The sequence below is a fragment of the Paenibacillus sp. FSL L8-0494 genome (genome assembly GCF_038003695.1).
In the GTDB taxonomy this organism is placed as follows: domain Bacteria; phylum Bacillota; class Bacilli; order Paenibacillales; family Paenibacillaceae; genus Paenibacillus_AQ; species Paenibacillus_AQ odorifer.
Genome location: NZ_JBBOPQ010000001.1, coordinates 4,305,097 through 4,323,447, shown reverse-complemented (window position 1 = coordinate 4,323,447; position 18,351 = coordinate 4,305,097). Strand labels below are relative to the sequence as shown.

25 protein-coding genes are annotated in these 18,351 nt (G+C 43.1%); 17 read left to right on the top strand and 8 right to left on the bottom strand.

Annotated features, from left to right (window positions below):
- Window position 1 precedes the first annotated feature (1 nt).
- Window positions 2-319 (bottom strand): transposase, encoded by a 318-nt coding sequence (locus NYE35_RS19660; RefSeq protein ID WP_036683594.1) that lies wholly within the window; start codon window positions 317-319, stop codon window positions 2-4.
- A 190-nt stretch (window positions 320-509) separates the two neighbouring features.
- On the bottom strand, window positions 510-734 hold the full coding sequence (locus NYE35_RS19655; RefSeq protein WP_038572016.1) for a hypothetical protein: 225 nt from the start codon (window positions 732-734) through the stop codon (window positions 510-512).
- A gap of 170 nt (window positions 735-904) precedes the next feature.
- On the opposite strand from NYE35_RS19655, the gene NYE35_RS19650 reads away from it, so the two are divergent.
- From NYE35_RS19650 to NYE35_RS19620, 7 genes are all read left to right on the top strand, one after another.
- Window positions 905-1,744 carry a DegV family protein gene (locus tag NYE35_RS19650; protein WP_076106380.1) on the top strand — a complete coding sequence of 280 codons (840 nt, stop codon included), beginning with the start codon at window positions 905-907 and terminating at the stop codon, window positions 1,742-1,744.
- Between the two features lie 155 nt (window positions 1,745-1,899).
- Window positions 1,900-2,607 carry a response regulator transcription factor gene (locus NYE35_RS19645; RefSeq protein WP_170914177.1) on the top strand — a complete coding sequence of 236 codons (708 nt, stop codon included), beginning with the start codon at window positions 1,900-1,902 and terminating at the stop codon, window positions 2,605-2,607.
- A complete protein-coding gene (locus NYE35_RS19640; RefSeq protein WP_341121912.1) occupies window positions 2,585-4,003 on the top strand; it encodes a sensor histidine kinase in 1,419 nt (472 codons plus the stop codon). The genes NYE35_RS19645 and NYE35_RS19640 overlap by 23 nt, the downstream gene beginning before the upstream one ends.
- A gap of 41 nt (window positions 4,004-4,044) precedes the next feature.
- On the top strand, window positions 4,045-5,151 hold the full coding sequence (locus NYE35_RS19635; protein WP_036688627.1) for an AI-2E family transporter: 1,107 nt from the start codon (window positions 4,045-4,047) through the stop codon (window positions 5,149-5,151).
- 28 nt (window positions 5,152-5,179) lie between these two features.
- Window positions 5,180-5,530 carry an Asp23/Gls24 family envelope stress response protein gene (locus tag NYE35_RS19630; RefSeq protein ID WP_036688625.1) on the top strand — a complete coding sequence of 117 codons (351 nt, stop codon included), beginning with the start codon at window positions 5,180-5,182 and terminating at the stop codon, window positions 5,528-5,530.
- An 80-nt stretch (window positions 5,531-5,610) separates the two neighbouring features.
- Window positions 5,611-5,988 (top strand): hypothetical protein, encoded by a 378-nt coding sequence (locus NYE35_RS19625; RefSeq protein WP_036688624.1) that lies wholly within the window; start codon window positions 5,611-5,613, stop codon window positions 5,986-5,988.
- Window positions 5,989-6,148: 160 nt separating this feature from the next.
- The gene (locus NYE35_RS19620; protein ID WP_036688621.1) at window positions 6,149-7,165 is read left to right on the top strand and encodes a S66 family peptidase; all 1,017 of its coding nucleotides are present in this window, start codon (window positions 6,149-6,151) and stop codon (window positions 7,163-7,165) included.
- Between the two features lie 47 nt (window positions 7,166-7,212).
- Here the strand turns inward: NYE35_RS19620 and NYE35_RS19615 are convergent, their stop codons facing one another.
- From NYE35_RS19615 to NYE35_RS19600, 4 genes are all read right to left on the bottom strand, one after another.
- Complete coding sequence (locus tag NYE35_RS19615) at window positions 7,213-7,497, bottom strand: YxcD family protein (RefSeq protein WP_036689115.1); 285 nt, start codon at window positions 7,495-7,497, stop codon at window positions 7,213-7,215.
- Between the two features lie 8 nt (window positions 7,498-7,505).
- Window positions 7,506-7,937: a hypothetical protein gene (locus NYE35_RS19610; protein WP_036689112.1), complete on the bottom strand. Its 432-nt coding sequence runs from the start codon at window positions 7,935-7,937 to the stop codon at window positions 7,506-7,508.
- A gap of 174 nt (window positions 7,938-8,111) precedes the next feature.
- Window positions 8,112-8,672 carry a beta-class carbonic anhydrase gene (locus tag NYE35_RS19605; RefSeq protein ID WP_036688619.1) on the bottom strand — a complete coding sequence of 187 codons (561 nt, stop codon included), beginning with the start codon at window positions 8,670-8,672 and terminating at the stop codon, window positions 8,112-8,114.
- Window positions 8,673-8,686: 14 nt separating this feature from the next.
- The gene (locus NYE35_RS19600) at window positions 8,687-9,028 is read right to left on the bottom strand and encodes an iron-sulfur cluster biosynthesis family protein (RefSeq protein WP_341121911.1); all 342 of its coding nucleotides are present in this window, start codon (window positions 9,026-9,028) and stop codon (window positions 8,687-8,689) included.
- A gap of 163 nt (window positions 9,029-9,191) precedes the next feature.
- Here NYE35_RS19600 and NYE35_RS19595 point away from each other — a divergent pair, with 163 nt between their 5' ends.
- From NYE35_RS19595 to trmD, 8 genes are all read left to right on the top strand, one after another.
- A complete protein-coding gene (locus tag NYE35_RS19595; protein ID WP_341121910.1) occupies window positions 9,192-10,709 on the top strand; it encodes a carboxypeptidase M32 in 1,518 nt (505 codons plus the stop codon).
- Between the two features lie 56 nt (window positions 10,710-10,765).
- Window positions 10,766-11,413 (top strand): PAQR family membrane homeostasis protein TrhA, encoded by a 648-nt coding sequence (gene trhA, locus NYE35_RS19590; RefSeq protein WP_036688612.1) that lies wholly within the window; start codon window positions 10,766-10,768, stop codon window positions 11,411-11,413.
- 149 nt (window positions 11,414-11,562) lie between these two features.
- The gene (gene ylxM / locus NYE35_RS19585; RefSeq protein WP_036688609.1) at window positions 11,563-11,919 is read left to right on the top strand and encodes a YlxM family DNA-binding protein; all 357 of its coding nucleotides are present in this window, start codon (window positions 11,563-11,565) and stop codon (window positions 11,917-11,919) included.
- A 21-nt stretch (window positions 11,920-11,940) separates the two neighbouring features.
- On the top strand, window positions 11,941-13,329 hold the full coding sequence (ffh, locus tag NYE35_RS19580) for a signal recognition particle protein (protein ID WP_036688607.1): 1,389 nt from the start codon (window positions 11,941-11,943) through the stop codon (window positions 13,327-13,329).
- A 54-nt stretch (window positions 13,330-13,383) separates the two neighbouring features.
- Window positions 13,384-13,656, top strand: a complete 273-nt coding sequence (rpsP, locus tag NYE35_RS19575; protein WP_036688604.1) for a 30S ribosomal protein S16 — start codon at window positions 13,384-13,386, stop codon at window positions 13,654-13,656.
- Between the two features lie 22 nt (window positions 13,657-13,678).
- Window positions 13,679-13,909: a KH domain-containing protein gene (locus tag NYE35_RS19570; protein ID WP_036688600.1), complete on the top strand. Its 231-nt coding sequence runs from the start codon at window positions 13,679-13,681 to the stop codon at window positions 13,907-13,909.
- 89 nt (window positions 13,910-13,998) lie between these two features.
- The gene (rimM, locus tag NYE35_RS19565; protein WP_038572005.1) at window positions 13,999-14,523 is read left to right on the top strand and encodes a ribosome maturation factor RimM; all 525 of its coding nucleotides are present in this window, start codon (window positions 13,999-14,001) and stop codon (window positions 14,521-14,523) included.
- A complete protein-coding gene (gene trmD / locus NYE35_RS19560; protein ID WP_076141092.1) occupies window positions 14,523-15,314 on the top strand; it encodes a tRNA (guanosine(37)-N1)-methyltransferase TrmD in 792 nt (263 codons plus the stop codon). The genes rimM and trmD overlap by 1 nt, the downstream gene beginning before the upstream one ends.
- Before the next feature lie 604 nt (window positions 15,315-15,918).
- Here the strand turns inward: trmD and NYE35_RS19555 are convergent.
- Window positions 15,919-16,095 (bottom strand): hypothetical protein, encoded by a 177-nt coding sequence (locus NYE35_RS19555; RefSeq protein ID WP_155288145.1) that lies wholly within the window; start codon window positions 16,093-16,095, stop codon window positions 15,919-15,921.
- 205 nt (window positions 16,096-16,300) lie between these two features.
- Here NYE35_RS19555 and NYE35_RS19550 point away from each other — a divergent pair, with 205 nt between their 5' ends.
- Window positions 16,301-16,531 (top strand): hypothetical protein, encoded by a 231-nt coding sequence (locus NYE35_RS19550; protein ID WP_036688596.1) that lies wholly within the window; start codon window positions 16,301-16,303, stop codon window positions 16,529-16,531.
- A gap of 60 nt (window positions 16,532-16,591) precedes the next feature.
- Here the strand turns inward: NYE35_RS19550 and NYE35_RS19545 are convergent, their stop codons facing one another.
- Window positions 16,592-17,542 (bottom strand): hypothetical protein, encoded by a 951-nt coding sequence (locus NYE35_RS19545; RefSeq protein ID WP_038572002.1) that lies wholly within the window; start codon window positions 17,540-17,542, stop codon window positions 16,592-16,594.
- 412 nt (window positions 17,543-17,954) lie between these two features.
- On the opposite strand from NYE35_RS19545, the gene NYE35_RS19540 reads away from it, so the two are divergent.
- Window positions 17,955-18,245 (top strand): hypothetical protein, encoded by a 291-nt coding sequence (locus NYE35_RS19540; RefSeq protein ID WP_038571998.1) that lies wholly within the window; start codon window positions 17,955-17,957, stop codon window positions 18,243-18,245.
- Window positions 18,246-18,351: the final 106 nt, after the last annotated feature.

The following is an 18,351-nucleotide window of genomic DNA, read 5'->3' as shown; positions in this document are numbered from 1 at the left end:
CTCAGTTCCTTGGTTTGCTGAAGATGTGCACTGCTTTTTTTACGATCGCTAATTCCTCTTCCACATCGGCAATCTTGTTATCTTTTTCTTGAAGTTGACGGCTCATTTCTTTCAACTGTGCCTCGAGTTCCCGTACTCGATCCACGCTAGCTGCCGGTTCATTCTTTAGTTCTCGATACTGGCTCATCCATTGATGCAGGGTACTTTTTGGGATGTTGAGCTCTTCCGCCAAGTCGCCCACTGTCTTTGTTTGCTCTTGAATGAACTGCACTGTCTGTTTTTTAAATTCTTCGTTATACCGTTGTCGATGTTCTCCCATGTGAACACACCTCCGTGGACTCATTATCGCCAGTCTGTTAACTACTGTCCACTTTTTATTCTAGCTTCAAAAAACACCATATATGAATCTCTTTCAACGGAATAACGGCTCTGGAGTCCGAAACTCTGCTCAGAAGGCTGGGAATTTGCCAATAACGTTATCTGGGTCCTCAAATCTCAGAATGTATGAATTATCGTTTGTCTTTCGAATCTTTATTGATGACTCGGGTGGGTCTGGTCACCCAATTCGTGCGATTCATCGGTTTTACAGTATCAATTCTTGAATTGGAAGGTTCCTTCGAAGGTTCTGTGGATTCAGTTTCAGTAGAAGCTGTACCCTCTTGATCTACGGTTTTTTTTCTCGATAGTCCTGTACCATCATGTTTGCCTCTGTTCCATACTCTTCCCTTACTCATACATACACTCCATTTCTATACGCTTATTCATAAACCATATCATATAAGGACAAGTTAAGGAAGAAAGACATAGCACAGATCGAAGAATTTTTCAAGTTATAAAGGTTACTGGAGATTTCATTTTATGGTGGCTATAATAGTACTGATATTGAAAGGAGAGTACTTATATTATGGCAATCAAGATCATAACAGACAGCGGTTCAGACCTACCCTTTGACTACATGGAGAAGTATAATGTTTCCGTGATCCACCTACCGGTTCATTTTGGGCATGAGTTAATGCCGGCTGATACGGACACGAAAAGCTTTTATGCTCAAATGCGCGAATCCAAGGAGCTGCCTACCACAGCTAGTCCAAGTCCCAACGAATTCCTTGAGAAGTTCAAGCAAGTGGAGGAGGGAACTGACATTATGGTCATTTGTATGTCCTCTAATATTAGTAGCACTTATCAGACGGCTATGATTGCTATGGAAATGTATAAGGATGAAGGACATACCAATGCAATAGAGGTTATAGATTCCAAAAACTTCTCAGGCGGGCTGTCATTGATTGTCGGCCTGGCGGCGCAGTGGTCCTTAACTTGTTCAAGCTTGCAAGAGCTCAAGGAAAAGGTACTTCAGCAGATAGAGGAAGTTAACGCTTATTTTACGCTGGACACTCTGGAGAATGTAATGAAAGGCGGACGTCTAAGTCGGCTCTCGGGAGCCGTAGCGTCTGTACTCAATATAAAGTTGCTGCTCAAAATCAGCGAAGAAGGCACTGTCGAAGTAGTGGAGAAGACCCGGGGTCTTCCAAAAGCACTGAATCGTCTGCTTGCGCATTTGGATGAGAAGCAGCATGATTACGAGAAAGCGGTTATCGCTATTGTACACAGTAATTGTGAGAAGCTGGCACTCGAGATTAAAGAACGCATTTTACTAAAGCATCCCTTCAAAGAAGTCTTACTCTCAAGCATGGGTCCGGTTATGGGAACCTATGCTGGGGAGGGCGGAATTGGCGTAGCTTTTTAAAATAGTGATCCTCACAATCCAGACAAATTACGATCGTACATGGGACGTTTTCCCGTGTGCGATTTTTATTTTATTACTATGTGATAATTTAGCTATTCTTTAGATTGTGTTTAGGCTCTGTTAATAATTACAGAATATAGTTAGATGGGGGGATTATCATGTATACAATATTGATCGCTGATGATGAAGCAGAAATTGTGGAATTGCTAAGATTATATTTAGAGAAAGAGTACAACATTTTGGAAGCGAACAGTGGGACTGAAGCCTTAACGCAGGTACAGAACCATAAAGTTGATTTGGCAATTCTGGATATTATGATGCCGGGTCTGGATGGACTGCAATTATTGAAAAAGATCCGCGAGGTGCATCATTTTCCAGTGTTATTTTTATCCGCCAAAAGCGAACATCATGACAAGATTCTGGGTCTTGAACTAGGAGCCGACGATTATATTTCCAAACCGTTTAATCCATTAGAAATAGTAGCCCGTGTTGGAGCACTGCTGCGGCGTGTACATCATTTCGATGCGCAAGTCGTTGAGGAAAAAGAAGCTGAACAGATTGTATTAGGTGAATTAATGCTGGATCAAAGCCAGTGTCTGCTCTATCGTTCTGGTGAACCTGTGGTGCTTACTTCTACCGAGTACAAAATTTTGGAACTAATGATGAAGCAGCCTGGACGAGTATTTACACGCAAAAAAATATATGAGGCCGTGTGGGAAGATTTTTATGTGTACGAAGATAATAGTATCATGGTACATATCAGCAATATCCGGGAAAAAATTGAGGAAGACTCCAAAAAGCCAGTATATTTAAAGACTATTAGAGGGCTGGGATACAAAATTGAAGCGCCTATGGAGCAATAGAGATCAACGACCTTTACAATCATCGCTGACGCTGGATTTTTTGTTGTTTATCTGTATTTTGTTTTTTCTCGTGATTGTATATTATTTGTTTATTAATCTTGATGTGACCCATATTTTTGAAAAAAATAAAATCGCTGATCCTGATTTGAAGGTGGAAGCTAGTGCTTATCGAGATAATCTGGAGCATGGGATAGAAACCAAACGTCTTCTGCGTAGCGGGGGATGGATCGAGGTCTTGGATCAAGACATGAAGGTCACCAAGGTTGTTGGAGAAAAAAAAGACGGTGTAACCCAATATACCAGTAACCAGCTTTTAAAAAGTTTGGAAAATGGAGAAGATCAAGCTTACTTTTACTCGTTGACCACGGTAAATGCTCAGAGCGAATCGGAGTGGCTGCTGCTGAAGCTGCCGCGGGAAGCTATCACCATCACCATTAATAGTGATCCCTTCGTGGCCTACTTTAATCATTCGCTTTCATACTATGTCTTTTTGGGTGTGGGAATGATTCTTTTGCTAATTATCGTGTACAGCTATTGGGTGGCGCGGCGAATCAGGAAACCACTGCGTATCATCACGCTTGGGCTGAAGCAGATGATTCAGGGGAATTATGATACTCGAATCGCTTTATATGCAGAGAAGGAATTTTCGCAAATTGGAGAGACTTTTAATTATATGGCAGACGTAATTGAAAAGACGACCAAAGAAAAACGCCAGGCAGAGGAAAGTAAGAAACGGATGATGGTTGATCTGTCCCATGATCTGAAGACGCCGATAACGAGTATACAGGGCTTTGCACAGGCGCTTGTAGAGGGTAGAGGCGAGGATGAAGAACGCCAAAAAAGATATTTAAGCTATATTTATAATAAATCCTCACAAGTTACTAAGCTGATTCAGAACATGCTGGAGCTGTTAAAAATAGATTCACCGGATTTCTTGCTACGAATGGAGCGTCAAGAACTGGGCGAATTTATTCGTGAAATCATTGCAGATACCTACGGAGAGATTGAACAAAAGAATTTTGTTTTGCATCTAAATGTTCCCGAAGAGGATGTGTTCTTGAACTTTGATGCTGAGCTGCTCTCGAGTGTGGTTCATAATTTGATCTCCAATGCACTGATCTATAATCCTCCAGGTACACATTTGCGTGTGGAGGTGATCCCTTTGGAGAAAGAAGTCACGATTGAAATCGCTGATACTGGAGTGGGTATTCCAGAAGAGCTGTGGTCCACAATGTTTGATCCGTTTGTTCGGGGAGATAAAGCGCGGACAGCTTCGGGAGGAACAGGGCTAGGTCTCTCGATAGCTATGAAAAATACAGAGAAAATGGGGGGTACGCTTCATCTCAGTCGCCGAAAGAAGGAACCTACGGTATTCACCATCCGGATTCCGAAATAACGAGCTGGAAGACATCCAAATCAGAAGACGGGAGAGAAACTATGGCTAAACTGAACAATTTCATCAGAGTTTGTCTAGCGATCCTTTTAGTGTTAGGCATTGTATTTTTAGGCTCACGCGTAGATTTTTTATTCACACCGATCCTGTCTTTGTTCAGTGTCATTATAGTGCCTTTAATGCTGGCGGGTTTCTTTTATTACCTGCTGCGGCCACTGATCGATACCTTGGAGAAATATAAGCTGAATCGTTCTTTGGCGATTATCATCGTATATGTAGTTATTTTAGTGCTTCTGTTTGCTTTTATTATCGGTGTTTGGCCTTCACTTCGCACACAATTAGTTAATTTCGTCGATAATATGCCGAATCTCATTGCCTCCTTGAATCAACAGCTATTGAAACTAGAAGATAATGAATTTCTGTCTGCGTTGATCCCTGCTGATGCGAATCCAGCCTCCACATTGACGGATTATTTGAATAAAGGGTTTACGCTGTTAACGAATTACGTTTCAGGACTGTTCTCTTTTGTTTCGAATTTTGCGATCATTTTATTCACCTTTCCGATTATGTTATTCTACATGCTTAAGGAAGGTGGGAAATTCGGACGTAAGATTGTAAGTTTCTTCCCAAAGAAGTATCGTGAAGAAGGAACTACAATGATGACTGAAATCGACAGTGCGCTTAGTGGCTTTATCGTGGGCCGGGTGCTTGTTAATTTAGCCTTAGGCGTTCTGATGTATATTGGTTTCCTTATTATCGGCCTGCAATATGCATTGCTGTTGACTGTAATCGCAGTTGTGATGAACTTCGTGCCTTTTATTGGTGCGATACTGTCTAGTATCCCTATTTTCATCATCGGATTCATTCAATCGCCGTCTATAGCCGTCTGGTCCATCATCATTGTTCTGGTAGCGCAGCAGATACAGGATAATTTAATCGCTCCCTACATCTTTGGGAAAAAGCTCGATATTCATCCACTGACAACGATTATCCTGGTATTGGTTGGCGGGGATTTAGGCGGGATCATAGCGATATTGCTGATTATTCCGCTGTATATGATTGTTAAAATCGTCTTGACCAAGGCCTATTATTTGTTTGTCAAGCAACGACGGGTAGAGATAGAGGTAGAGGAGAGTCCTGATATCTCTTAAGGTAATAAAACATTATGGAGGGATTTCTATGAATGAAGGAACGGAGCAAGGACTAATTCATATTTCAGATGATGTGGTGACTTCGATCGTCGGGCAAGTGGTTCTGGACACACCGGGTATTGCCGGCATGTCAGGAAGCAGTATCTCGGACAACTGGGCTAAACGTCTAAGCGGTAAAAATGTAAAAAAAGGAATGTCCGTTGAAGTAAAAGAAGTGGATGTTGCCATCGATCTTCAGGTCATAGTTAATTACGGATGTGTGATTCAAGAGGTCTGCTATATGCTGCAGCAAAATGTAAGAAATGCTGTTGAAAATATGATGGGACTGTCTCTAGTTTCCGTAAATGTTAAGGTTGAGAAGGTCGCTCTGCCATTCTAAGAATAGCCCATTTAATAGGCACCGTAATCTAGGCTTCTGCATAGAATGGAGCAAATCCATTTACGGAGGTCAGAACATCCATGTCGACATTTAACACTGGGCAGCAACAGAATGTGATTTATCAGGCCGATCCTGCTGTGATCCGGCACCTGCACGGTGTCCGTGATTCCCTACATCAATCTTGCAAGCCATACCTTAACCATAAGGTGAACGTACAGACAATAGATGGCTTTGTACATGAAGGCGTTATAGCCGGAGTAGATAATAAACACTTGTATCTGAATGTTGCAGCTAATGGGCAAATGCCCCGCGGGTTTTACAACCCTCATCAGCCTTATCATCCTCATCCGGGCCCGGGACCTGGCCCATATCCAGGACCTTATCCAGGTCCCCCATACAATAATAATGTGATTTTACCGCTTGTGTTGTTTGAACTGCTTGCTATCTCTTTAATCTAGTGCTTGGGTTTAATTGAAGAAGGACATGTGCAGGATTTGTGGTCATACGTTGACGCATCCCGCCAGGTCCTTTTTTTGTAGGCGTAAAGTATGTGTTAGAAGGAGGTGTTCTCATTATCACTTTAGGGATATAATGGGTACAAACTCTGGGAGGTGGCATATGATTAGATACCCTTTTTTGAAAAAAAATGCGACGATAGGCGTTACAGCACCTTCATCTGGAGTAGGCATTCAAAATGCAGAACTTCTTACACTGGCCTCCAGCCGGTTGAAGTCGCAAGGATTTAATGTCATTATCGGCGAAACGGCATGGAAGCAAGATAAGGCTAAATCTGCACCAGCCAATGTTCGTGGTCATGAGTTTAATGAGATGATCAATGATGACGGAATCGATGCCCTTATTCCGCCTTGGGGCGGGGAATTGTTAATTGAAGCTCTGGAATATATTGATTTTGATGCTTTGCAGGACAAATGGATCGTGGGATATTCAGATATAAGCGTCTTGCTGCTTGCGGTCACGCTGACAACCGGTCTGGCTACTGCTCACGGAGCGAATCTCATTGATTTACGGGGAGAGTATTCAGATGATACTACAGCCCTCTGGCAGGCGGTTCTAGAGACATCAGTGGGTGAGTCCATTGTCCAGCATTCATCTCTTAAATATCAGCGGGAATGGCAGCATGATGTGCCTTCGCCATGCGTTTTTCATTTGACAGAGGAGACCTATTGGAAGTCTCTAACTACAGATGCTGTAACGATGAAAGGACGTCTGTTGGGTGGTTGTATAGATGTAATTAGGCATTTAATCGGCACGCCCTATGGAAAGCTCCAGCATTTTCAGCAAGAAATGATTCATGACGAACCTATAGTTTGGTATTTGGAAAATTGTGAATTGAACACAGCGGATTTACGCAGATCTTTAGTGCAGATGAAGCTGGCAGGGTGGTTTGAGAATTGTTCGGGGATTATGTTTGGCAGAAGTCCAGCTAATCGGCCTGTGGATAACTATACTGCCGAGGATATCTATGCTGAACTTTCTGAAGAGCTTAAGGTACCGATCGTTTATGATATCGATTGTGGTCATGTCCCGCCGCAGGTTACTTTTATTAATGGAGCTTATGCAGAAATTGAAGTGGCAGATGGAGTAGGGACGGTAAAGCAATATTTCTATGAATAGCGTTATATCAAAAAGGACAACCCCTTGGGTTGTCCCTTTTACTATCATTAGTTCCCTGTATTTACAATCGCTGTGATTTCCTCATCCAGGTCCAGTCTTACATCTTCACGATAGGCGCGAACACCATATTCGCTGAGCATGTAACGCAGGATCGCTTCAATCATATTGGACTCCACTAGAAATTGACTGCGGCCCTGTACCCAAACCTCTGCAGAGTAACCGGTATCTTCTTCCCAGCTCAGTTCCACCTGAACATCCTCTGGGCGAACAGCCTTTCGTTCCGCCATGTGCAGACAGAGGGCATTGATGATCTCATCCATGCTTAGAACGATTGTAGACATTAGTAACGACCATTCTGTTCTTCTAAGCGGCGACGTTCTTTTCTACGACGGAAGAAGGACATCACGAGCATAACCAGTACATAGATAGCTAGCATATTAACGGCAAAGCCTAGGAAGTCACCAAAAGCTCCCATTCCACCAAACATTCCACCGAATAATAATCCGGCCAAACCACCGATCATCATGCCCTTCATTAAGCTGCCGCCGCTGAAGAATCCACGTTTCGTATTAGCGGCAGATCCTGCTGTGGAGCTTTTAGTGCTGTCACTTTTTTTGATGTTATTTGTTGTTGTTGATTTTTTTGGAGTTGTTGAATAGCTGCGAGTGCCGGATTTGAAACCGCCGCCACCTCGACGTGCATCGGCAAAGTCTGGAGCAGCCACTGCAAAAAATAGAGTGAAGGCCATTAGAATCATCATTACGCGTTTCATTGGTTTCATTTAGTACGAAAACCCTCCTGTGAGCATGAATTTTTGTGTATGGTCGGTAATACGCAGACATGCCCCACAAGGTTTCAATTTTATTTATCATAATTTATACTTTTATGCACAAAAAAAGCGTGGATCCAGGATCCACGCAAACAGCAGTTAGAGAGTCGTCATTCGTTACTTATACCCATCAGCGACAAGCTCAAGCGCTCCGGTTGCCGGATCGATGATCATGCCATGGATAGGTACATTAGGGGGAAGCAGTGGATGACGTTTAATCAGGTCCACAGTCTGAATTACCCCTTCTTCGACATTGTCAAACCCACGCAGCCATTTTGTTAGTTTGATTCCGGAATTCTCCAGTGTAGACAGCACTTCTTCAGATACGCCACGTTCTTTAATGGAATTGATCATATGGTCTGCATTGAGGGAGGCCATACCGCATTCATAGTGTCCAACCACGATTACTTCTTCAGCATCTAGTTCATATAGAGCTACCATTACACTACGCATAACACTACCGAAAGGCTGAGAAATAACCGCACCAGCATTTTTGATAATTTTGACATCACCATTTTTGAAATTCATGGCTTTCGGCAATAATTCAACGAGTCTAGTGTCCATACAGGTGATGATCAGCATTTTTTTGTCAGGATAACGACTGGTTAAATAAGCTTCATAGTCCTTATTCTCTACAAAACTTTTATTAAAGTTAATAATTTCTGATACGTGGCTCATATTAGCTTCCTCCCTTAAAATCCTTGAATTGTACTTACGTTGCGCATATCTCTTACCATGATATTGTTGCCATAAATCTGAGAATCACTGTCCAGCTTATAGGAAGAGAAACGTTCCTCTGCATCGAGTCGCATCTTGTCTTCATAAAAGATTTCCTGTTGCCGGCTTACGATAAAGGGAAGAGAATTCGTCTTTATCCTAGAATCGCCTTGTTCCACTTCTGAAACAATCAGTAACACATTAATTCCGTCACACCCGCAGCCTACCGTATCATAAAAGAGCTTGAAAAATCCTGGCTGATCTCCAAGCCTTTCCTTCAACTTCCTTTCTGCGAGAGGTGTAACTTGAATCATCATAGCCCTGTTCACGCTCCTTGATTTTTGTTCGAAGCATGCTCTGCTTCTTATGTAACTCATTAAATATTTAAAATTAGAGATGTAATCTCTGAAGTTGATTATACTCATTCAAAAAAGTATCATCAAGAGGAGTCTGTAAAACAGAGAAAGCAGGTGGAGTAGAATGGAACAACAAGTAAAGGAACGATGGGAACAATTCAGCGAGTTATTGGCAAAAATTAGTGGATATTCAGAGGCCATAGAATTAATGCACTGGGATTTGCGCACAGGTGCACCGCGTAAGGGAGTAGAAGTTCGTTCCGGTACGATTGGGATGCTGAGTGGAGAATTGTTCAGACTTGAGATTTCACAGGAGATGGGTGACTTTACAGCATTTTTCAGCCGTCCAGAAGTGTTGAGCCAGCTTACAGCTAATCAACAAAAGATCGTCAACGATTGCCGCAAAGAGTATGAGCGCAGTAAGAGTATTCCTTCCAAAAGATTCGAAGAGTACGCTGTCCTGTCTGCTCATTCCCAAACGATCTGGGAAGAAGCTAAGGAGAACAATGACTTTGCTACATTTGAACCTTATTTGAGCAAAATCGTAGCTCTGAAACAAGAGTTCATCGATTATTGGGGGGTAAATGGCACACGTTACGATACGCTACTAGATATGTATGAGCCTGATCTCACGGTAGAGAAGGTGGATGAAGTGTTCAGTCGCCTCCGCAGCCGCTTGGTTCCGTTAGTGGAAGCTATCGCTGCTTCACCTAATAAACCTGATACCAGCTTCTTGCAGCAGATTTTCCCTAAAGAGCAGCAACAAAAGTTTGGTAACTTTATTCTGAAGCAAATGGGCTATGACTTCGACGCAGGCCGCTTGGATGAGAGTGTGCATCCTTTTGCTACAGGGCTGAATCCAGGTGACGTTCGTATTACGACCGCTTATTTACTTGATAACGTGACTAGCGCCGTCTTCAGCTCACTGCATGAAGGTGGACATGCGCTTTACGAACAAAATATCAGCCAAGATTTAGTGGGAACACCACTGGCTCAAGGCGCATCGATGGGGATTCATGAATCTCAGTCGAGACTATGGGAGAATATGATCGGCCGCAGCCGTGCGTTCTGGCAACGTTATTACGGTGATTTGCAGCAGCATTTCCCAGAGCAGCTTGCTAATGTAGATGTAGAGGATTTCTACCGGGCTATTAACAGTGTGGAAAATTCATTCATCCGAATTGAAGCAGATGAGCTTACATACAATCTGCACATTATTGTGCGTTACGAGATCGAAAAGCTTATTTTTAATGAAGGTCTATCTGTCAAAGATCTGCCTCAGGTATGGAATGCTAAATATCAAGAATATTTAGGTATTACACCGCTTAATGATGCGCTTGGTGTATTGCAGGACGTGCACTGGTCCGGTGGAGACTTCGGATATTTTGCATCCTACTCTTTGGGAAATATGTATGCTGCCCAAATCTTGAATACACTCCGCAAGGAGCTGCCGAACTACGATGAATTGATTGCTGCGGGAAATCTTTTGCCGATTAAAGAATGGTTAACAGAAAAAATCTACCGTTTCGGAAAAAGTCTGACCCCTTCGCAAATTATCGAACAAGTAACAGGTGAGCCGCTCAGTCCAGATTATCTGGCTGATTATTTGGAGGAGAAATACACGGAGATTTACAAACTGTAATCCAGTGAGGTCCGCGTGGTATAATAGAAAGAAAGCTTAGACGGAAGGATATGGATATGGCAAATACTCACACCTACACCCGGAGAGAAGAAGTCGCGAATGCGATTACGCACGGGATCGGAGCTGTATTAAGCGTCGCTGCACTTGTCCTGCTTGTTGTTTTTGCAAGTCTGAAAGGAACGGCATGGCATGTGGTCAGCTTCTCCATTTATGGAACGACAATGCTGCTTCTGTATCTCAATTCAACACTTGTGCATAGTCTCAAAGAGGGCAAGGCGAAGGATTTGTTCGAATTTTTCGATCACTCCTCTATTTATCTGTTTATCGCAGGCACGTACACCCCCTTTTTGCTAGTAGCTATTCGGGGAACACTTGGCTGGAGTTTATTTGGAGTCATTTGGGGGATCGCAGTATTTGGCGTTTTCTTCAAAGCGTTTTTTGTTAAAAAGTTTCTGTTCATGTCTACGGTATTCTACATTGCTATGGGTTGGCTGATTGTTATCGCCTGGAACCCTCTTTCGGCAGTTGTAGCGGACGGTGGTATGATTCTGCTGATGGCTGGCGGAGTGCTTTATACTCTAGGTACAGTTTTTTATGTGTGGAGAGGGTTTCCGTTCCATCACGCGATCTGGCATGTATTTGTTCTTGCAGGCAGTGTCACACATTTCTTCGCCATATTGATTTATGTACTGCCAATCCAATAATTTCAAGCGGATTTATCGCGGAAAATATGGACTTTTAATAAAGAAAGAGATGACAAGCAAAAGTGCTTGACATCTCTCTTTCTTTTAGGTATCATAAGGGACGTTGTGAAGGTGTAAAGTGTTTTTCCTTGACGAAGGGGTTGTCCTTAATGAGTCAGGAGAATAGGCTCGAGAAAACGAATCGTATCAATTTGCTTTTTGCCTTCTATGAACGACTGCTTACAGATAAGCAGCAAACGTTTCTTAAATATTATTTTCACGATGATTTTTCCTTGGGAGAAATCGCCGCTGAATTTGAAATCAGCCGCCAAGCTGTTTATGAGCATATTAAGCGGGCTGAGCAAGTCCTTGAGAATTATGAAGAAAAACTTGGATTATTAGTGAAACATGAGAGTCGTACTAAATATTTAGAAGAGCTGCGCAGACTGCCGGAGAATGGGATGCTGCCTGAGCAATATAAACTTCGGTTCGCGGAGATCGTGGATCGCTTGCAGAGGTTAGAGTAGCATGAAGGGAGAAATCTGCATATGGCGTTTGAAGGTTTAACCGGAAGATTGCAGAATGTGTTCAGCAAGCTACGCGGGAAAGGTAAAGTATCCGAAGAAGACGTAAACGAAGCTATGCGTGAAGTGCGGTTAGCCCTTCTGGAAGCCGATGTTAACTTCAAGGTAGTTAAAGAATTCGTGGCTAAGGTGAAAGAAAAGTCCATCGGCAAGGAAGTCATGGACAGCTTTACGCCTGGCATGGTAATTATCGACATCGTCAACAAGGAACTAACCGAGCTGATGGGCGGAAGCCAAGCGAAGCTGGCCAAGTCGAACAAGCCACCGACCGTCATTATGATGGCGGGTCTACAAGGGGCTGGTAAGACAACCACTTCGGGTAAGCTAGCTAAGCTGTTACAGAAGGGCAATCATCGTCCGCTCCTGGTTGCGGGAGATATTTACCGGCCTGCTGCTATCAAGCAGCTGCAAGTGCTGGGAGAACAGATTAAGGTTCCGGTATTCTCGCTGGGTGATCAGACTAGTCCGGTAGAAATTGCCAGACAAGCTGTACAACATGCGAAAGATAACGGACTGGATTATGTTATTATCGATACTGCAGGCCGCCTGCATATTGATGAAGAACTAATGGAAGAACTCAAGCAGATTCACAATGTTGTAAATCCTGATGAAGTACTTCTTGTAGTAGATGCTATGACGGGTCAAGACGCCGTGAATGTAGCCGAGAGCTTTAATAAGCAGCTTGAGCTTACAGGGGTCGTATTGACGAAACTCGACGGCGACAGCCGTGGTGGTGCTGCACTGTCAGTAAAAGCTGTTACCGGTTGCCCGATCAAATTCGCCGCTTTAGGGGAGAAGATCGACGCGCTGGAGCCGTTCCATCCGGAACGTATGGCTTCTCGGATTCTGGGTATGGGCGACATGCTGTCGCTGATTGAGAAAGCCCAGGCGAACATTGATACTGACAAGGCTAAAGAAATGGAACGTAAGATGCGTAATGCAGAGTTTACGTTCGATGATTTCCTTGAGCAAATGGATCAGGTGAAGAAGCTAGGCCCCATCGATCAAATTCTTGATATGCTTCCGGGTATGAACAAAGCCAAAGGCATTAAAGATTTAAAGGTCGACGATAAGCAAATGGGACGCGTTGAAGCCATAGTTCATTCTATGACTAAGGCGGAGAAGCAACAGCCTGAAATCATTAACCATAACCGCCGCAAGCGTATCGCAACCGGCAGCGGAACCTCAGTCGCTGAGGTCAACCGCCTCATCAAACAATTTGATGAGATGCGTAAGATGATGAAGCAATTCTCCGGCATGATGGGCGGAGGCGGCAAAGCCTCCAAGAAAAATGCCATGAAGCAGCTTAAAGGTCTTGGTGGTGGAAAAGGGCTGAAATTCCCTTTTAAATGATCTTGAATGTCTGTCCAACTAATGTTGGAAACTATTATAAGGAGGTGATTTTTCGTGGCAGTACGTATTCGTCTAAAAAGAATGGGAGCGCATAAAGCGCCTTTCTATCGTGTAGTGGTTTCCGATTCCCGGTCCCCTCGTGACGGTCGTTTTATCGAGGAAATCGGTTATTATAATCCGATTGAACAACCGGCAGTAGTTAAGATCGATGAGGAAAAAGCTCTTAAATGGCTTCAAACAGGTGCGCAAGCATCTGATACCGTCCGCAACTTGCTTTCCAAAGCAGGCGTGATGAAGAAGTTTCATGAGCTTAAGCAACAGAAATAATGACTGATTGCGAGGGTCCTCTATGGAAGAATTAGTTGGAGTAATTGCTAAGGCTTTAGTGGATCATCCAGAAGATGTGACGGTACGGGCTGTGGAGAAAGAACACTTGATTGTCTATGAGCTGTCCGTACATCCAGATGATGTAGGAAAGGTCATCGGCAAGCAAGGCAGGATCGCCAAGGCGCTCCGTACAGTAGTCACATCTGCAGCAGTCAAGAGCGATAAACGCGTAACTGTAGATATTTTATCTTAAATAATGCGTACAATGAGGGGCTAGGGATAGTATATCCCGGCTCCTTTTTGTTCAAATATATAGATGAAGCTTGTAAAGGAGAGGGTTATATGACGGAAGAATTAACCGTAGGCCGGCTTGTGAATACGCATGGAATTCGCGGGGAGATTAAAGTATTATCCCATACCGATTTTCCTGAGGTTCGTTTCGCTAAAGACAAGAAACTGTTCGTCATCCCTGCGGATGGCAGTGCAAAATTTGAAGTGACTGTAGAATCCGCTCGAGAGCATAAGGGTATGTTTATCGTTAAGCTTAAGGGATATACCAATATTAACGAAGTGGAAAAGTATAAGGGAAGTTTGCTTAAGGTACCAAGTAATGATCTGGTTGATCTGCCAGAGAACGAATATTACTTCCACCAAATCGTTGGCTGTGAAGTTTATACGGATGATGCTGGAAATGAACCGCTTGGCACAATTACGGAAATTTTACAGCCAGGTGCAAATGACGTGTGGGTTGTTAAGCCTGCTAAAGGGCAAGACATCCTTATCCCTGTAATTAACGATGTAGTGCTGAACGTGGACATTGAGGCCAAACGAATTACGGTTCACTTAATGGAAGGACTATTGCCATGATCAGAATTGATGTGCTAACGCTCTTTCCGGAGATGTGCGAAGGCGTATTTAGCACAAGCATTCTTGGTAAGGCACGCGAAAAAGGGATTGTATCTTTGAATGCTGTGAACTTTCGTGATTTCTCAGGAAATAAGCACAACAGTGTAGATGATACACCGTATGGCGGGGGCGGGGGCATGGTACTGAAGCCTGACCCGATCTTTGCAGCGGTAGAACATGTATTGGGGATCGAGGCTAGTCCTTTGGAGAATGGTTCTGAATCTGCAGTCCCGACGCCTTCCTCTGTGAAGCCGCGCATCATTCTTATGTGCCCGCAAGGAAAGACGTATAATCAGAAGATTGCTGAGGAACTGGCACAAGAGCAGCATCTAATCTTTATATGTGGTCATTATGAGGGCTACGATGAGCGGATACGGGAGCATCTGGTTACAGATGAACTGTCGATTGGCGATTACGTGTTAACGGGTGGAGAACTACCGGCACTGACGGTTATTGATTCAGTAGTTCGGCTACAGCCAGGAGCGCTTGGAAATGAAACCTCTGCGATCACGGATTCGTTCAGTACAGGGCTGTTGGAATATCCCCACTACACTCGGCCAGCTGAATTTCGGGGCTGGAAGGTACCAGATATGTTGCTGAGTGGCCATCATGCCAACATCGAAGTATGGCGAAGAGAGCAAGCGTTACAGCGTACATTTGAACGTAGACCTGATTTGCTCGAAAGTGCAGAACTAACGTTGAAAGACAAGAAAACACTGGAACGTCTGAAAAATGAAATCAAGCCGGAGTAAAATTTTAATAAAACAGGCATATTTTACGTCTTTTTAACGTATCTTACGTTAAGGAGGCGTTTTTGTTATGTTTACTTAAATATAAGAAGGGCTATAATCTCGTATTTTTTTTGCGTAATTTCCAAAACAAATGAGCATATGTGCGTTGAACTCTTCTATTTGGGGTAATAGATAGAGGTGGCGTAATACTATATGCAGCTTACGATGCAGCAAGCTTAACTATTGAAAGGAATGAACTGAAGTGACTACGAAGACGCGTGAAGAATTCAAGCCTAGCGTGGACACGATCCACAAAGAAGCGGAGCCGCTCCGCACCGTGAATGATATTATCGATTATTATACAAATCGCAAATCGTAATTCCCATTCGCCCTTTAAAGCTTGAACATATAAGATTAATAATTAAGTATGAATAAGCAAGTCCAATAAAACCATTAGAGTATAGCGAACGAAAGTTCACTACATCTAATGGTTTTATTGTTCCTGCTAAGAGAGGTCAAACCCTGTGACTCTGATCAGAATGTAAACACCCCCTCTTCAAGGAAAATTAAAAACTCTTTGGAAAGGGGGTGTTTGGTTAACTATAAAAATTCGTGGAGGCGCATTCTACTCTTTGCGAAAGAGGCGATATACTCCTGTAAGTAGAGCGTAAAGCGCAAAACATACGAGAACAGTAACTGCCCATGCATAGTTGCGAACGGTATAGGTAAGCGATGATAAAATAATAAAGATGGTAATACGCAGTACGCCTTCCTTAATAAACTGTTTACGTGCTACATTCATTCGATTGGCCTCCTTGAATGGATAGGATGGTACGGATAACAAGCCGAAAATATGTCTTTCCTTATATATAACCTTTGGGAATACAAAAAATGCAGAGAACGGAAAGTAAATATCGATGCAAACAAATGACCTATGTAACTTAGCCGTTACCGACCTGTACTCCTCACCATAGAGTATATCATTACGAATGAGGAGGAGTACACTAGTGGAGGCTTATTATAATTGCTTACGTTGTAAGAATAGAAGGGTACGTATCCTGACTACTGATGGCAGACAGCATGAAGGTGTGATTACAGATGTGGACAGATATAATGTTTACTTAAGAACAGGATCAAATGGACCTGTGCAGACTTCTGCATTTTTTGGTTACCCTTATGCTGCAGACAATATTTTAACTCTCAGCTTGTTCACGCTGTTGGCTATTGCATTAATTTAATCATGATGATGCAAAAACAGACCGTCCGCTCATCCGGACGGTCTGTTTATTAGTGGTTGGTTACTCTACTGTAATTGCGCCTATATCAGAGCTTAAGGACAACAATGGACCTCCTCCGTTAACATCACGTTTGCCACCCTCAACCCCGGTGATCTGGCCTAGATCACTTTTAGCCACCAAGCTACATTTCACGCCATCGGCTAGAACAGCATTGAGGCTACCCACATTTGTTGTCGCTTTAAGGCGGCTATCACTCTTCATTCCGGCTATATCCATGCGTATGCTTCCTGTATTAGACTCTAGAGTGGACTTACCGGTGATGTTCGCTCCTTCGATATCAATAGCTCCAACGTTGCTGACGATGCGGTAGTTTCCGTCCAGATTGCGGAGACGAATTTGTCCGACATTATTGGTGATTTGATATTCATCCATACTGGTGGGGATCTCTATAGTATAGTTAATACTAAAATCCGAATAGCCGTATTTATCTTGAGCCCAAGTCCATAAATCCTTCTTCGGATTTGATTTGGAATTTGTAGATACCTTCAAAGTATCGCCACTAACGTCTATTGAAATCTCAGCGTCATCCAAGATTTTCTGACGGTCAGCTTTATGGGCAGAGCCGTTATGAGCTAAGATTGTTGCACTTACATTAATTTGATCACCCGTAGTTGATGTAACTTCAATTTCTCCCACTGCATTGTTCATGCTAAGCACTGAAGCAGAGCCGATCTCTTTTGATAAGGATAGTTCTTTGCTAATGCTGTTTGCTTTAACTTCGTCGACCACCTTGGTAGCTGTATCCTGAACGGCTTGCTCCACGCTTGCAGCGGCTTTACCTAACTCTTGCTTCACAGCCTCACCAATATTTTGCTGCACATCTTCAGTAATATTCTTTCCTAGTTCGTTATTAGCGGATTGCCTACCCGGTAACTCTGTGCATCCTGCCAGAAGTACGATGGACAAGACGGCTACAGCTGCCATTACGCTAGTTGTATTACTCTTTTTCATAGAATAAAATCCTCCTTATTTTTGGGTATATGTGTTTTTCCCTAAGCGCTACGTTATGTACGTACTTCTGTAAGTATAGCCTACGGGGATTTATTGTAAAAACGGCTGTAGACGGGTTAATATACTGGACCAAAGACTAGGTATTTAAAAAGTGTTCACTACACTTCAAATTTCAATTGTGCTAAAATGTAATATAGATCTTACGCTGACATTAAAATGGGTAAGGATACATATAAAAAGAGCGAAGATGCTCTCATATATAATCTTCAGCAGCTACTGAAAAGCGCTTTTTAAAGTGAGATGTGCTAGGGCTAGTTTGCGAATACGATATAGACCGTTGCCTTACTTGCATCACAGGGCGGTCTTTTTATTTTCTTACCTCAATTAAATCATGAAGAGCGGAGGGAGCCAGATGCAATATGTAGTTATTTTGCTTGCCTTGCTAGCGCTGGGTGTTGTGTATTATATAGCTCAGAAAAAGAAAACAAGCAGCTCAAGCAATCCTTTGCGCACCACTAGCAGTAATGTGATCTCAATGGACAGTCATCGCAAAGCCAAACAGAGTCCAGGGGAGCAGCCTTGCTCTTCTTGCAAGAAGAAGAATGGAAAATTGATCTTCTATGCTCAAGACAACGGAACCGTGGTCGGCTTGTGTAAAGACTGCCAGTCTAAGGCAAAAAAAAGAGATATGTTGCCGTTATAAAATAGAAAAATAAGTTGTATTAGCCCGTCCTTTATGATATTATTAACTCTGTTGTGTGGAATACGGTGGTCCGCTGCGGATAATGAGGGAGAGCTCAGATCTCTCC

Excerpts from the sequence above, each read along its gene's own strand:
- NYE35_RS19620 (WP_036688621.1), top strand. The coding sequence starts at position 6,149 with ATGATTAGATACCCTTTTTTGAAAAAAAATGCGACGATAGGCGTTACA.
- NYE35_RS19540 (WP_038571998.1), top strand. The coding sequence starts at position 17,955 with ATGCAATATGTAGTTATTTTGCTTGCCTTGCTAGCGCTGGGTGTTGTG.
- ylxM (WP_036688609.1), top strand. The coding sequence starts at position 11,563 with ATGAGTCAGGAGAATAGGCTCGAGAAAACGAATCGTATCAATTTGCTT.
- NYE35_RS19600 (WP_341121911.1), bottom strand. The coding sequence starts at position 9,028 with ATGATGATTCAAGTTACACCTCTCGCAGAAAGGAAGTTGAAGGAAAGG.
- NYE35_RS19595 (WP_341121910.1), top strand. The coding sequence starts at position 9,192 with ATGGAACAACAAGTAAAGGAACGATGGGAACAATTCAGCGAGTTATTG.
- NYE35_RS19610 (WP_036689112.1), bottom strand. The coding sequence starts at position 7,937 with ATGAAACGCGTAATGATGATTCTAATGGCCTTCACTCTATTTTTTGCA.
- NYE35_RS19555 (WP_155288145.1), bottom strand. The coding sequence starts at position 16,095 with ATGAATGTAGCACGTAAACAGTTTATTAAGGAAGGCGTACTGCGTATT.
- ffh (WP_036688607.1), top strand. The coding sequence starts at position 11,941 with ATGGCGTTTGAAGGTTTAACCGGAAGATTGCAGAATGTGTTCAGCAAG.
- rimM (WP_038572005.1), top strand. The coding sequence starts at position 13,999 with ATGACGGAAGAATTAACCGTAGGCCGGCTTGTGAATACGCATGGAATT.
- NYE35_RS19605 (WP_036688619.1), bottom strand. The coding sequence starts at position 8,672 with ATGAGCCACGTATCAGAAATTATTAACTTTAATAAAAGTTTTGTAGAG.
- NYE35_RS19630 (WP_036688625.1), top strand. The coding sequence starts at position 5,180 with ATGAATGAAGGAACGGAGCAAGGACTAATTCATATTTCAGATGATGTG.
- trhA (WP_036688612.1), top strand. The coding sequence starts at position 10,766 with ATGGCAAATACTCACACCTACACCCGGAGAGAAGAAGTCGCGAATGCG.
- NYE35_RS19570 (WP_036688600.1), top strand. The coding sequence starts at position 13,679 with ATGGAAGAATTAGTTGGAGTAATTGCTAAGGCTTTAGTGGATCATCCA.
- NYE35_RS19650 (WP_076106380.1), top strand. The coding sequence starts at position 905 with ATGGCAATCAAGATCATAACAGACAGCGGTTCAGACCTACCCTTTGAC.
- NYE35_RS19545 (WP_038572002.1), bottom strand. The coding sequence starts at position 17,542 with ATGAAAAAGAGTAATACAACTAGCGTAATGGCAGCTGTAGCCGTCTTG.
- NYE35_RS19635 (WP_036688627.1), top strand. The coding sequence starts at position 4,045 with ATGGCTAAACTGAACAATTTCATCAGAGTTTGTCTAGCGATCCTTTTA.
- NYE35_RS19660 (WP_036683594.1), bottom strand. The coding sequence starts at position 319 with ATGGGAGAACATCGACAACGGTATAACGAAGAATTTAAAAAACAGACA.
- NYE35_RS19625 (WP_036688624.1), top strand. The coding sequence starts at position 5,611 with ATGTCGACATTTAACACTGGGCAGCAACAGAATGTGATTTATCAGGCC.
- NYE35_RS19655 (WP_038572016.1), bottom strand. The coding sequence starts at position 734 with ATGAGTAAGGGAAGAGTATGGAACAGAGGCAAACATGATGGTACAGGA.